Source organism: Shinella sp., assembly GCF_049651085.1.
In the GTDB taxonomy this organism is placed as follows: Bacteria; Pseudomonadota; Alphaproteobacteria; order Rhizobiales; family Rhizobiaceae; genus Shinella.
This window is the reverse complement of record NZ_JBASBL010000014.1, coordinates 63,199-76,522: the sequence shown is the minus strand read 5'-3', so window position 1 is coordinate 76,522 and position 13,324 is coordinate 63,199. Positions and strand designations below refer to the sequence as shown.

The following is a 13,324-nucleotide window of genomic DNA, read 5'->3' as shown; positions in this document are numbered from 1 at the left end:
AAGCTGCAAGCAGGCGCTCTCTCGATCTTCGTTGAGGCGACATTACCAGTGCCTGGCCCGTTCGCCAAATTCTTTTTGTGACGCAACCGCGACACCCACACCCCTGACAGGCCGCTGGCAGGATCGACGCGATTTTCCCGAAAAAACCATTTGCATCTCGCCGTCATTTGTTTATAAGCCCGCCTCACAGGCGCCGGCCAAACCGGCACATGCCATGCTGGGGAATAGTTCAACGGTAGAACGACGGACTCTGACTCCGTTAATCTTGGTTCGAATCCAGGTTCCCCAGCCAGCGCCTTTTTTCTCAACGAATAAAATAGTTTACTTTGCAAGGCCTCAGCGTTGCAGCCTTGTGGATATTCCACATTGGCTTTTAGTTGGCTGCCTGTACTCGGCCAATCGCGCTCAAACACATCAGCCGCGGATCTTGAGAGCCCGTCAGTCTTCCTGCTGGTCGTCCTCGTCGGAAAGGCCCGAAACCGGCTCGGCGGCCATTTCTCTTCGGCTCAGCAATCCCGCATCTTCAAGTGCTTCGATGTCGGGCAGGTCCCGCAGGGTCTCCATGCCGAAGGCTGTGAGGAACTGCTTCGTCGTCACATAGGTATAGGGCGCGCCCGGCGTCGGGCTGCGCGGGCCGGAGGCGAGGAAGCCGGCGTTGCGGAGGGCGGCGATCGTGTCGCGGCTGACCTCCTTGCCGAAGATTTTCGACAGGTCCCCGCGAGTGATCGGCTGAAAATAGGTGATCGCCGCCAAAGCCATCGCCTCGAATTTCGACAGGGCGGCCGTCGGGGCCCTTGTCGGCGCGGCGGCCGCCCGGATGGTTTCGGCATAGCGGGGACGGGTGCGGTATTGCCAGCCACCGGCGACCGGGACGACCTCGTAGGGCCGGTCGCAAAGGTCAGCCCGGAGATCCTCGATCAAAAGATCGACACTGCAATCCCGGCCGACGACGCGCGCGAGCATCTCACGGCTCACCGGCTCCGCCGCGGCAAACAGCACGGCCTCGACGCGCAGCATCCATTCGCGCCAGCGCAGCTCCGCCGGCAAATCCTCCAGTTCCCGATCATACAGGCGGGCGCTGGCGCCGTCCGCTTGCGGCGTGCGTTCCTTGCGGCGTGCTGTTTTGGCACCGTCCGGCCCACGCATGGTCACAACCCGTAAATCCGGAAGGATGAGCGGCCGGAAAGTTCGCGCACCACGCCAAACCCGTGCAGTCGCTCAAACAGGCGGCTTGCCGCCCAGCGAGAGAGATTGCTGCCGGGGGCAGCGGCCGGCACCGCATCGTCATCGAGCAATCGCTGAATGACCGCCGCAGCCCCCTTGGTGCGGACCTTCGGCGCAGCCGCCAGAAGCCCGTCCGCGCGCCGGGCAATGTCGGCGGCCGAGCGCAGCGCCGTCCCGGTTCCCTCGACCAGGGCAAGGCACACGGCGCGCGCAAAGGCCGGCTCCCCCGGGCGAACGCGCCCCCTGCCCCCGACCGTGCGGAAAGCCGGGCCGTAGCGCTCGGCCATCAAGAGCGGCACCGGCAAGGGCCATTTGAGTTTTTCCGCGATCAGCATGTCGGCAAGCGCGAAGGCGAGCGGTTCTGCGTCCGGGCGTTCGGCATGAATGGCCGTAACGAGGTCTGCCGCAGCGAAGGGTATCGGCCGGCCGGATTGCAGCGCCGCGTCGGCGTGATCGACCACGCTGGCAAACCGGTCTTGCGCGGCAAGGCCCAGCAGATCGGCCAGTTCGGCCACCGCCTTCGTCGAAAAACCGGGCTTTCGCGCCGAAAGCCTCTTGAAGGCGAGGAACACCTTTCCGGCGGGGCCCGGATCGTCGCCGGCAGAGGTGAGCAGCACCGCGTCACGCAGCGCCGGTTCAGCCTCGCTGCGCCCCAACAGCCGGACGGCGGCGACGGCGCAGGCCAATGCCTGCCGGGACCGCCAGCAGCCAGCCCAGCGCGGCGCGCAGCGCACCAGATCATCAAGGGACTTCAATGCGACGCCGGCGGCGAAAGCGGCGTTGAGATCGCCTGGCTCCCGGCTGGGCGACACCACCCAGCCGGGAAGCTGGGCGGACCATGGCAGGGTCGGCATCTGTGAGAGCGCGGGCGAATCCATATCGTCAGCTTACATGCCGGAGCGGTTCATGCCACGGTTTTCGGCCGAACCGCACCGCTTATCCGTAGATCCGCGTTGTCGCCACGGGCATGGCGCGGGAGGCGGACGGAAATCAGGCGATCGGAAAGCCGGAACCGGCACCCCGCTCCCTTGCCAGCGGTTTCGCCGGCTGGCAGGTTGCGTGTGCCTGATTCACACCCAAAGAGAGGGAAACCCGTGGCTCACAAGTTCGAGATCTACAAGGACAAGGCTGGCGAATATCGCGTTCGCTTCAAGTACAACAGCGAGATCATGTTCTCGACGGAGGGCTATGCGAGCAAGGCCAGCGCGCAGAACGCCATCGATTCGATCAAGAAGAACGGCCCCGGCGCGCCTGTCGAAGACAACAGCCAGGCCTGATCCCTTCGCCTTCGCAAACGCCCGCCGGTTCTCCCGGCGGGCGTTTTGCGTCTCAGAAGGTCGGCGGGGTGCAGGCGCTGATGACCTCGCAGGGCACCGGGCCGACGCAGCGGAAGCGATGCGGCCGGCGGCTCTCGAAATAGTAGGCATCGCCCGGACCGAGGATGCGGCGCTCGTCGTCGACGGTCACTTCCAGCCGGCCGGAAAGCACGATGCCGCCCTCTTCGCCGTCATGCACCAGCGGCACCTTTCCGGTGTCGGCGCCGGGCTGGTAGCACTCCTTCAATATCTGCAGGCTGCGGCCGAAGAGATTGTCGCCGATCTGGCGGAAGGAGATCGGCCCCTTGCCGATCTCGACGAGTTCGTCCGAGCGGTAGAATGCCTTTTTCGGGCGATCGGGCTCGAAGGCGAAGAACTCAGCCAGACCGATCGGGATACCGTCGAGGATGCGTTTCAGCGCGCCGACCGACGGGTTGGAGGCATTCGATTCGATCAGCGAGATCGTCGAATTTGTTACGCCGGCGCGTTTGGCGAGTTCGCGCTGCGAGAGATTGTGGGCCATGCGCAGGTGGCGCAACCTGCCCCCGATATCGACCGACATGGCATTTCCTGTTCTAGATGTTCGAAATAGCGAAAATCGCTCTTCCCACATCCTTTAATTTCAATCGCTTGGCGTCAACCAGAAAAGGACTTGTTCGGCATGAGAAATCATGACGTCAATCGCCCAGCCAGAACATTTCCGCCTTTCTCCGAAACGCGGAAAAGCTCTGTCCGTTGTTTTTCGCAATTCCGGACGCAAAACCGCTGCGCACTTTTTCCGGAATTGCTCTGGAGGAGACCTGCCATGAACGTTCACAACAAGCCCAACGCACCGGTGCTCGACAGCTACTGGATGCCCTTTACCGCCAATCGCCAGTTCAAGGCAGCGCCGCGCCTGCTCGCAAGCGCCGAAGGCATGTATTACACCAGCACTGACGGCCGCACCGTTCTTGACGGCACCGCAGGCCTCTGGTGCGTCAATGCCGGCCACGGCCGCCGGCAGATCGCCGCCGCCGTCGAGCGCCAGCTGACGCAGCTGGATTTTGCGCCCTCCTTCCAGATGGGCCATCCGATCGCCTTCGACTTTGCCGAGCGGCTGGCGGAAATCGCCCCCGGCCCGGAAGGTGCAAAGCTCGACCGTGTGTTCTACACGGGCTCCGGCTCCGAATCGGTCGACACCGCGCTGAAGATGGCGATTGCCTACCAGCGCGCCATCGGCCAGGGCACGCGCACGCGCCTCATCGGCCGCGAGCGCGGCTATCACGGCGTCGGCTTCGGCGGCATTTCGGTTGGCGGCATTCTCAACAACCGCCGCGTCTTCCCGCAGCTTGCCGGTTCCGATCACCTGCGCCATACGCATGATCCGGCCCGCAACGCCTATGTGAAGGGCCAGCCGGAGCACGGCGCCGACCTTGCGGACGATCTCGAACGGCTCGTCGCGCTGCATGGCGCGGAAACCATCGCGGCCTGCATCGTGGAACCCGTCGCAGGCTCCACCGGCGTGCTGATCCCGCCGAAGGGCTATCTCGAAAAGCTGCGCGCGATCTGCGACAAGCATGGCATCCTGTTGATCTTCGACGAGGTCATCACCGGTTTCGGCCGTCTGGGCACGGCCTTCGCCACCGACTATTTCGGCGTGACGCCGGACCTGGTGACCGCCGCCAAGGGCCTCACCAACGGCGCGATCCCGATGGGCGCGGTCTTTTCCAACCGCAAGGTGCATGACGCGTTGATGCACGGCCCGGAAAACGCCATCGAGCTGTTCCATGGCTATACCTATTCGGGCCACCCGGCGGCTTGCGCCGCGGGCATCGCGACGCTCGACATCTACCGCGACGAAGGCCTGTTCACCCGCGGCGCCGAGTTGCAAGACGACTGGCACGCGGCGATGCATTCGCTGAAGGGCCTGCCCCATGTCATCGATATCCGCACGATCGGCCTCATCGCCGGAATCGAGCTTGCCTCGCGCGACGGCGCACCGGGCGCACGGGCCTATGACGTCTTCGTCGATTGCTTCGAAAAGGGCCTCCTGATCCGCGTCACCGGCGACATCATCGCCTTCTCGCCGCCGCTGATCGCCGAGAAGAAGCATTTCGAGGATATCGTCTCGATCCTAGGCGATGCCTTGAAGCGCGCGGCCTGAGCTTTCTTCGGCACGAAACGCTGCTATAGCTGGGCCCGTACTCCATACGGGCCCTTTTCATGTCAGCATCCAGCAAGATCGCGCCGAAACTCATCTTCCGGCTTCAGTTCGAACCGGAAGGCCGGATCGGCCGGGGGAAGATCCAGCTTCTACACCACATCAGGCAGACCGGCTCGATTTCGGCCGGCGGGCGGGCAATGGACATGTCCTATCGCCGGGCGTGGCTGCTGGTGGACGAGATGAACCGGCTTTTCCGCGAGCCGGTGGTGGAATCGCAGCGCGGCGGCAAGCAGGGCGGCGGTGCGGTGCTGACGCCCTTCGGCGAGGCGCTCATCGCGCATTACCACGCCATGGAAGAGAAGGCCCGCGCGGCGCTGGCCGAGGATATCGACTGGATCGTCGACCATCTGGCGGATTAAAGCCTGCGCCCGCCTGACTTCCGCCAGTGCGGGCGCTAAACCGCTATTCCAGCGCCACCGTCTTGATGACGGCATGAACCGGCAGGCCCGGCGTCAGGCCGAGGCGCTCGACCGACAAGGCCGTGATGCGGGCGCGCACATGATCGCCGCCGCAGGCGATGCGCAGGCTCGCCATGCCTTCGCCATCCGGCTCCACCGCCTCCACCGTTCCTTCCAGAATGTTGAGCGCGCTGAGACCTTCCGGGCGGATGGTCGCCACCATGACATCGCGGGCGGGAATGCGCAGCCGTACCGTCTCGCCCGGCGCCACCGCGGCTCCCGGCACGAGGATCGCTGCGCCGCCATCGAGGCGGATGGTGGCGAGCCCATGGGCGGCATCGCGCGTCTCGACATGGCCGGAAAGGACGCTCCCGGCCTCGCGGCGATCGAGGGAGGAGGCAAGCTTCGGGCCGCCGAGCACATCGGAAGCCGGACCGATCGCCTCGATGCGGCCATCGGCCATCAGGACGACCCTGTCGGCGAGCCGGGCGACTTCGGCGATTGAATGGCTGACATAGACGATGGGAATGCCCATCTCGTCGCGCAGGCGTTCCAGATAGGGAAGGATTTCCGCCTTGCGCTCCTCGTCGAGGGCAGCAAGCGGCTCGTCCATCAAAAGCAGGCGGGGCGACGCCAGCAGCGCACGCCCGATGGCGACGCGCTGCTTCTCTCCGCCGGAAAGATTGGCCGGCTGGCGATCGAGCAGGTTGCCGATGCCGAGCAGATCGATGACGCGGTCCGGATTTTCCGTGCGCGTGGCCTTCGGCGAAAACCAGCGGCCATAGTGGAGGTTCTGCCGGACGGTGAGGTGCGGAAAGAGCCGCGCCTCCTGAAAGACATAGCCGAAGCGGCGACGATGCGGCGGCACGAAGATGCCGCGTGCGGTATCGACCAGCACGTCGTCGCCCAGAGCCACGCGGCCCGAGCCCGGGCGCGTCAGGCCGGCGATGATGCGGATGAGCGAGGTCTTTCCCGAACCGGAGCGTCCGAACAGGGCGGTGACGCCGCCATTCGAGGTGAAGGCGGCGTCGAGCGAGAAATCGCCGAGACGGTGCTTTGCTTCGACCACGAGGCTCATTCGAGGTTCACCTTGCGGCCGAGGCGCTGAGCCAGGATTTCCGACGCGAGCAGCGCGATCATGGAGATGGCGATGGCGACGAGGGTAAGCCGCATGGCGCCGGCATCGCCGCCGGGCACCTGGGTGAAGGTGTAGATCGCCGCCGAAAGGGTCTGGGTCTCGCCGGGAATGTTGGAGACGAAGGTGATGGTCGCGCCGAATTCTCCCATCGCCTTGGCGAAGGCGAGGATCATGCCGGCGAGGATGCCGGGAAAGACGAGCGGCAAAGTCACCGTGAGGAAGACCCAGGCGGGGCTGGCGCCGAGCGTGCCCGCCGCCTCTTCCAGCTTGCGATCGACGGCCTCGATGGACAGGCGGATCGTGCGCACCATCAGCGGAAAGCCCATGACGCCGCAGGCGAGTGCCGCGCCGGTCCAGCGGAAGGAAAGCACGATGCCGAACCAGTCGAAAAGCAGCGCACCGATGGGGCCGCGCCGGCCGAACAGGATGAGCAGGATGAAGCCGGTAACGACCGGCGGCAGGATGAGCGGCAGGTGCACGATGCCGTTGAGCAGCGACTTGCCCCAGAACCGGCCGCGCGCCAGCGCCAGCGCGACAAGAATGCCGAGCGGCAGGCTGACGAGAACTGCCACCGCCGAAACCCTGAGGCTCAGCCGGATCGCCGTCCATTCCTCATCGCTCAAGGCAAGCCAGTCCACGCGTGTCCTTTCGAAATGCACACAGGCCCATATACGGGAGCATGAAGACCCCGAGCTCTCTTTCGTCATCCTCGGCTATGGCCCGAGGATGACGGAGTGACTGGCGGGGGCTCGTCAACAAACAGGACGCCAGGCTAGTGGCGCGACCTGTCGCGAGGCTCGCCTTACTTCAGAATGGTAAAACCCTGTTCGGTGAAGAAGGGGGCGGCCTTGTCGGACTTCAGGAAGTCGAGATAGGCGCTCGCGGCCGTGCTCTGCGATTCGGCAAGGATGGCCACAGGATAGATAATCGGCGGATGGCTGTCTTCCGGGAAGGTGCCGACAATGGCGACGCCCGGATCGGCAGCGGCGTCCGTCTCGTAGACAATGCCGTAGGGTGCTTCGCCGCGCGAGACGAGCGCCAGCGCCGCGCGCACGCTTTCCGCGCCCGCCACCTTGCCTTCGACGGCAGACCAGGCGCCGAGCTTTTCGAGCGCCGCCTTGCCGTATTTGCCGGCGGGCACGCTCTCGACCGCGCCCATGGCGAGCTTACCGTCGCCGACGAGGCCGGAAAGGTCAAACCCGTCCTTGATCTCGACAGTCGCGGCATTGTCCTTCGGCGCGACGAGCACGATGCGGTTGCCGAGCAGGTTCGAGCGGGTATCGTCCTTGACCAGTTTCTTTTCCGCAACGTAGTCCATCCAGGCAAGGTCGGCCGAGATGAAGAGATCGGCGGGCGCTGCCGCCTCGATCTGCTTGGCGAGCGCCGAGCTTGCGGCATAGGAGACCGTCGTCTCGTTGCCGGTTTCCTTCTGCCATGCGGCGTTTGCCGCATCGAGCGCGTTCTTGAGACTGGCGGCGGCGAAGACCGTAACCTTTTCCGCGGCGGCGGCCGGCAGGGCGAGCGGTAGTGCCGCGAAGGTGGCGACAGCCAGTTTCAGAAGCAGACGACGGTTCATTCCTGTTCTCCCATGATCCTGCCTGGCGCGGCAGCGTGATATTCCTCTGAATATATCCACATTCGCGACTTGGCCAGCGCTATATTTTCAAAAACATAATGAAGCTGCTTAAAGAAAATCGGCCGGAGCGACCGGCCGATTGAAGAAACCGTCAATGCAGGATCGGGCTGGTCAGAACAGCGCGTCGTCAAAGAGATCTTCGTCGCTCCGGGCGGCGGCAGGCGCTGCCGGCGTGTCGAGCGTCGTGCCGAAGATGCGGGCGTGCACCTCGCGCTCCGAGACCATCGTATAGGTCCGGGCGATCCGGCCGCCGAGATCGGCCAGCGCCTCTTCAAGGCCGGCCGTGTCCGGCAGGTCCTGCCCGAGAAACTCGCCGGCACGGGCCGCACAATCGGCAAGCACGTCACCCAGCTCGGCGTTGAAATCGAGGTCGGCGATCGTCTTGCCGGCCTTTGCGGAAATGTCCGCGCCGCAGGCGCGCAACGCCGTCATGTCCTCCTCCATGCCATCCCCCGCGCGGCGGATATGGTCGAGAACTTCCTGCAGATGCGCGTCCAGCGAACCGCCGGCCGTGGCGCCGGCCGCCGCGAGCTTGCCGGCATCGCCTTCCAGCGACTGGAGGGCGACGAGGATGTGCTCGGCCGTCTCGTCGAGCCGGGCGGAGAAAATTCGGAGTTCCCCCGTCACCACGTTGATCGCCCGCCCTTCCTCGCCGAGCTTGCCGCAGCGCAGGTTGGTGTTGAGCGCCATATAGTGGATGTCGGTGCGCACGAGCTGGATGGTCTTCACGCCCTTCAGCAATTCCTGCACGGTCTCGATGGTGCTCGACCCAAGCGCATTGGCCTTGCCGGCCGCCTGCTCGATGTCGCGCACCACGGCCCGCGCCGCGACGATATCGGCCTCCAGCGTGCGCATGGCCCTGTCGGCCGAACGGCCGTCGGCGGCATCCATGTCGCCGTAAAGCGCCATCAACCCGTTGATATCAGCGCCGAAGCTGCGGATCGTGCCCACCACCGTCCGGCATTCGCGCTCGAAATCGCTGGCGATCTCGACGAGCTGGTCGCGCACCAGATGGCCGACAATAGCCGTCAACCGATCGGCGGCCTCGCCGCCCAGCGATCCGCTAGCAAGGTGTTCGTCAAGGAACCGGAGAGCCGACTGGCAATGCTCGATGCGCTGACGCGTGATGTCGCCGATCTGCATGGAGGACAGGGTCGTCGCCACCTTGGTCTGCACCTGACGGGCGGAAGCGCCGACCTTGCCGGCAAGCTGCGACAGGTGCCGGCGCTGGGCGGCAAGGTCCGCCGCATTGCGCGAAAGGTTGCCGGCAATGTCGGGAACGCTGCGCCGGAAGCGCTCCAGCGCCTCCCCGCCCCCGCTCGAAGCGGCGTCGATTACGCTGCCGAGTGTGCCGATCTTGGCGCCGAGCGCACTGACCTCGCTCGAGCCGAACTGGATGCGTTCGAGGATTTCTTCCGCAAAGCCCGAAAAATCCGGAATGGCGGCACCGGTGATCTTGGCGGTCGTCGCGAAGGTCCTGAGGTAGCGCAGGGTCTCCTGCATGTCGGCAATATAGCTGCCGAGCGATTTCTCCGTCACCGCGACATCGGCAAGGCCCTGCTGTCGGTCCTCCTCGATGCCAGGTAGCGCCGTGAGCTGATCGACGGTCGCGAGCAGCCGGCCGATCGTCGCATCTGCAGCTTCATCATCGAGCGAACCGGATAGCTTTTCCAGCGATTCAACCAGTCGATTGAGCAGGTCCAGCACCGAGAGCAGCACCACGCCGCCATCGAGGAACCGTTGCTCGATACGCGAGCGGGCTCCCTCAAGACGCGAGACAAGCTCCGTCTCCGTCGTCTGCCACTGCTCTATGCGCACTGCGCTCGCTGTTCCTGACACGCCATACCCCACTCTCAAGAAACCGTGGGCCGACGCTAGGGCAAACTATGTAACATGCAGTAAATTCCCGCCTGTGCATTTGGTTGAGCCTGCCATTTCGGGGTCGTTTTCCGCCGCACCACCCGTGAGTGCAGCCCTCCCTAGAATTAAGGACCAATAAATAATATCACTTTTTCCTAATTTTAATATTATCTGTTTTAAAACAAAACTTTAAGCAAATTCCCTTCCGTAAGGTGAAGACGTGTATCAACGCGCGAGCAACTACCATTAGGTGAAAATATCAACCGCCGTTTACATTTTGTTAAGGCTATCTTGGAATTCTCTGACAGGAAATACTCCCTGGAAGAACGACTATCGGGGTAACCATGTCAGCTATTTTGCCTGATGACACAAAATTAACCTTACCGAATTCACTAACAATCAAGAATGTACTGGCATCTCTCGAAGCAATTCTTGACCACATGGACAGTAATTCGAATACGATACTCGATATCGCCGAAGACGCACAGGTCGATCTCAGCTTTGTCCAGCTCATCGTCGCCGCTCGCATACGGGCGGAGGCCAGGGCTGGCCGCGTTCTTCTTGCCCGGCCTGCCGGGGGAGACCTTTACGACGTGCTGAAGCGCGGCGGCTTTCTCGACGAGATGACACCCGACGACGCACAATTCTGGCTACATCAGGAGAAGAGTTGATGACCGCGAAAATCCTGACCGTCGACGATTCAGCCAGCATCCGGCTGACGACGCGCGTCACCCTCAACAATGCCGGCTACGCGGTGACCGAGGCGGTCGATGGTCTCGACGGTCTCGGCAAGCTGCAGGCAGGCGAATACGACCTCGTCATCACCGACCTCAACATGCCGAACATGGATGGCCTGGCCATGATCCGCGAACTGCGCAAGCTGCCCGCACATACGGGCGTGCCGGTCATCTTCCTCACCACGGAATCCGACGGCGAGCTGAAAGCCCAGGCGAAAGCCGCTGGCGCCACCGGCTGGCTCACCAAGCCGTTCGATCCCGAAAGCCTCGTCAAGATCGCCAGAAAGGTCCTCGGCAAATGACGAACCCGGACCCGATCACAGTCTTCCGGACGGAAGCGGCCGAAGTGTTGGAACAGATCGAGTCCGGCCTTCTGGACCTGACGCGCAGCCTCGACGATCGCAACCAGATCGACGCGGTCTTCCGCGGGCTGCATACGTTGAAGGGCTCTGGCTCGATGTTCGGCTTCGACGCGCTGGCGGCCTTCACTCACCATTGCGAGACCGCCTTCGACCGGGTGCGCAAGGGCGATGTGCCGGCGACCCACGAGCTTGTCTCCGCGGTGCTTTCCGCGCAGGACCATATGCGCGCCCTGCTCGAAACGCCGAATGGCGACCACGATGCGATGAGCGCCGCCCTGCTCGACAACCTCCATCGCGCCGTCAATGGCACGGGCTCCCCGGCTCCGGCCGCAAAGAGTGCCGCGCCGGCAGCATCTTCCACGCAAGGGACCGGCGGCATGCGCGAATGGCGCATCCACTTCAGCCTGCCGGCCAATGCCATGGCGAACGGCACCAATCCGCTCGGCCTGCTCGATGAGATGCGCGGGCTCGGCGAGTGCAGAATCATTGCAGACACCACGAGAATTCCCGACCTTGCGACGCTCGACCCGCGCGACATCCACCTTGCCTGGGACGTGACCCTCAAGACCGAAAAGCCGCGCAGCGACATCGAGGATGTCTTCATCTTCGTCATGGACGAAATGGAGCTGGAGATCACCGAAATCGCGACCGGAGGCCCGGCCGTGCCGGAGGGCGCCGCCGACATGGCGATGGCGAAGGCCGTGGTCGTCACCGAGCGGGAGGCCACAGCCGTACAGGCCGCGAACGATTCGAAGCAGGCGAAGTCGGCTGAAAACGTCCGCGTACCCGCCGAACGGCTCGACGAGATGATGGACCGCGTCGGCGAACTCGTCATCGCCCAGTCGCGCCTCACGCAGCTTGCGGGTGCGGGAGAAGATCTCGGCCTGCGCTCCGTTTCGGAGGAAATAGAACGGCTTTCCGGTGAGCTGCGCGACACGATGATGGTGCTGCGAATGATGCCGGTCGCCAGCCTGTTCAGCCGCTTCCGGCGCCTCGTCCACGACCTTTCGCGCGAGACCGGCAAGGAAATCGAACTCATCACCGAAGGCGAAAGCACGGAGGTCGACAAGACCGTCATCGACCGGCTCGCCGATCCGCTCGTCCATCTCGTGCGCAATTCCATCGATCATGGCCTGGAAAATCCCGAAGAGCGCGTTGCCGCCGGCAAGCAGCCCAAGGGCAAGGTCATCCTCTCGGCGCACCAGACCGGCGGCGAGGTCATTATTACCATCAAGGACGACGGTCGTGGCATCGACCGCGAGCGGGTGCGCGCCAAGGCCGAAACCTCGGGTCTCATCCAGCCGGGGGCGACGCTTTCGGACCAGGACCTGCTCCAGCTTATCTTCCAGCCGGGTTTCTCGACGGCCCAGACGGTCACGAACCTCTCCGGCCGCGGCGTCGGCATGGATGTTGTGAAGAAGACGGTGGAGACGCTACGCGGGTCGATCGATATTGCCAGCAAGCCGGGCGACGGCTCCCAGGTATCGCTGCGCATCCCGCTGACGCTTGCCATCATCGAGGGGCTGCTCGTGCGCGTCGGCCAGGGCTGCTACGTCATCCCGCTCTCGGCGGTCGAGGAATGCCTCGAACTGTCGCTGGAAGACGACCTTCGCTCACGCGGCCGCAGCTTCATCTCGGTGCGCGACAGTCTCGTACCGTTCCTGCGCCTGCGCGACCAGTTTCGCACCGGCACCCAGCCCGATCCCTACCAGAAGATCGTCGTCATCTCGACCGGCACCGAGCGCGTCGGCCTGGTCGTCGACCAGATCATCGGCGATCACCAGACGGTCATCAAGGCTATGTCCAAGCTGCACCATGATATTGCGACCTTCTCGGGTGCGACCATCCTCGGCGATGGCAGTGTCGCGCTGATCCTCGACGTGGCCCATCTGGTCAGCGCCGGACAACAGCAGGAGGCGCAAATGCGCGCTGCAGGATGAACCAGACCCTGAAAAAGATCGACGTCAGCAACTGGAACGAAAACGACGAACTGGAGGTCCTGACCTTCGACATCGCCGGAGAGACCTTCGCCATCGAAGCGGTGATGGTCCGGGAAATCCTCGATCTTCTGCCTGAAACGCCGGTGCCGGGGGCTCGTCCCTTCGTCGCCAGCATCCTGAATTTCCGCGGACGCGTCATTCCGCTCGCCGACATCCGTATCGCATTCGGCATGGAAGCAACCACGGTCACCAATGACAGTCGCATTATCGTCATTGAACTCGAACTGGACGGCGAGCCCGTACTGATCGGCGTGAGGACCGACAAGGTCAACGAAGTGACGACCTTGGCCAAGGCAGCCAGCGAGCCGCCGCCCAGCGTCGGAATGCGCTGGCGTGCGGACTATATCGACTGCCTCGTCAAGCGCGACAGCGACTTTATCATCGTGCCCAACATGCACGCGATTTTCACGTTCCGGCACGAGCACTGAGACAGTCACAGAAGCGTTTCTC

14 protein-coding genes and 1 tRNA gene are annotated in these 13,324 nt (G+C 63.8%); 8 read left to right on the top strand and 7 right to left on the bottom strand.

The genetic code is table 11. From position 1 onward, the window contains the following. Positions 1-218 precede the first annotated feature (218 nt). A tRNA-Gln gene (locus tag WA950_RS08325) sits at positions 219-292 on the top strand. A 146-nt stretch (positions 293-438) separates the two neighbouring features. On the opposite strand, the gene scpB is transcribed toward WA950_RS08325, so the two are convergent. Together scpB and WA950_RS08315 are read right to left on the bottom strand one after the other, a co-directional pair. Continuing rightward, positions 439-1,146, bottom strand: a complete 708-nt coding sequence (scpB, locus tag WA950_RS08320; RefSeq protein WP_424551237.1) for an SMC-Scp complex subunit ScpB — start codon at positions 1,144-1,146, stop codon at positions 439-441. 2 nt (positions 1,147-1,148) lie between these two features. Beyond that, a complete protein-coding gene (locus WA950_RS08315) occupies positions 1,149-2,102 on the bottom strand; it encodes a DUF1403 family protein (protein WP_424551236.1) in 954 nt (317 codons plus the stop codon). A 216-nt stretch (positions 2,103-2,318) separates the two neighbouring features. On the opposite strand from WA950_RS08315, the gene WA950_RS08310 reads away from it, so the two are divergent. Next, complete coding sequence (locus WA950_RS08310; protein WP_424551235.1) at positions 2,319-2,501, top strand: YegP family protein; 183 nt, start codon at positions 2,319-2,321, stop codon at positions 2,499-2,501. 52 nt (positions 2,502-2,553) lie between these two features. Here WA950_RS08310 and WA950_RS08305 read toward each other — a convergent pair whose 3' ends face one another. Then, a complete protein-coding gene (locus WA950_RS08305) occupies positions 2,554-3,102 on the bottom strand; it encodes a cupin domain-containing protein (RefSeq protein WP_424551234.1) in 549 nt (182 codons plus the stop codon). A 243-nt stretch (positions 3,103-3,345) separates the two neighbouring features. Here WA950_RS08305 and WA950_RS08300 point away from each other — a divergent pair, with 243 nt between their 5' ends. Both WA950_RS08300 and WA950_RS08295 read left to right on the top strand, forming a co-directional pair. Further along, positions 3,346-4,683 carry an aspartate aminotransferase family protein gene (locus WA950_RS08300; RefSeq protein WP_424551233.1) on the top strand — a complete coding sequence of 446 codons (1,338 nt, stop codon included), beginning with the start codon at positions 3,346-3,348 and terminating at the stop codon, positions 4,681-4,683. Positions 4,684-4,742: 59 nt separating this feature from the next. Further along, positions 4,743-5,102 carry a winged helix-turn-helix domain-containing protein gene (locus WA950_RS08295; RefSeq protein WP_424551232.1) on the top strand — a complete coding sequence of 120 codons (360 nt, stop codon included), beginning with the start codon at positions 4,743-4,745 and terminating at the stop codon, positions 5,100-5,102. A 43-nt stretch (positions 5,103-5,145) separates the two neighbouring features. On the opposite strand, the gene modC is transcribed toward WA950_RS08295, so the two are convergent. The 4 genes from modC to WA950_RS08275 all read right to left on the bottom strand — a co-directional run bounded on the left by modC (position 5,146) and on the right by WA950_RS08275 (position 9,754). After that, positions 5,146-6,219, bottom strand: a complete 1,074-nt coding sequence (gene modC / locus WA950_RS08290; RefSeq protein ID WP_424551231.1) for a molybdenum ABC transporter ATP-binding protein — start codon at positions 6,217-6,219, stop codon at positions 5,146-5,148. Further along, the gene (gene modB, locus WA950_RS08285; protein WP_424551230.1) at positions 6,216-6,917 is read right to left on the bottom strand and encodes a molybdate ABC transporter permease subunit; all 702 of its coding nucleotides are present in this window, start codon (positions 6,915-6,917) and stop codon (positions 6,216-6,218) included. The genes modC and modB overlap by 4 nt, the downstream gene beginning before the upstream one ends. A gap of 164 nt (positions 6,918-7,081) precedes the next feature. Continuing rightward, positions 7,082-7,855 carry a molybdate ABC transporter substrate-binding protein gene (gene modA / locus WA950_RS08280; RefSeq protein ID WP_424551229.1) on the bottom strand — a complete coding sequence of 258 codons (774 nt, stop codon included), beginning with the start codon at positions 7,853-7,855 and terminating at the stop codon, positions 7,082-7,084. 171 nt (positions 7,856-8,026) lie between these two features. Beyond that, complete coding sequence (locus WA950_RS08275; protein WP_424551228.1) at positions 8,027-9,754, bottom strand: chemotaxis protein; 1,728 nt, start codon at positions 9,752-9,754, stop codon at positions 8,027-8,029. A gap of 461 nt (positions 9,755-10,215) precedes the next feature. Here WA950_RS08275 and WA950_RS08270 point away from each other — a divergent pair, with 461 nt between their 5' ends. Genes WA950_RS08270 through WA950_RS08255 form a run of 4 tightly spaced genes read left to right on the top strand, consistent with a single transcriptional unit; the run spans position 10,216 to position 13,302 of the window. Further along, positions 10,216-10,446, top strand: a complete 231-nt coding sequence (locus WA950_RS08270; RefSeq protein WP_424551227.1) for a hypothetical protein — start codon at positions 10,216-10,218, stop codon at positions 10,444-10,446. Next, a complete protein-coding gene (locus WA950_RS08265; RefSeq protein WP_424551226.1) occupies positions 10,446-10,814 on the top strand; it encodes a response regulator in 369 nt (122 codons plus the stop codon). Before WA950_RS08270 ends, WA950_RS08265 begins: the two co-directional genes overlap by 1 nt. Beyond that, on the top strand, positions 10,811-12,814 hold the full coding sequence (locus WA950_RS08260; RefSeq protein WP_424551225.1) for a chemotaxis protein CheA: 2,004 nt from the start codon (positions 10,811-10,813) through the stop codon (positions 12,812-12,814). Before WA950_RS08265 ends, WA950_RS08260 begins: the two co-directional genes overlap by 4 nt. Next, positions 12,811-13,302, top strand: a complete 492-nt coding sequence (locus tag WA950_RS08255) for a chemotaxis protein CheW (protein WP_424551224.1) — start codon at positions 12,811-12,813, stop codon at positions 13,300-13,302. The genes WA950_RS08260 and WA950_RS08255 overlap by 4 nt, the downstream gene beginning before the upstream one ends. Positions 13,303-13,324: the final 22 nt, after the last annotated feature.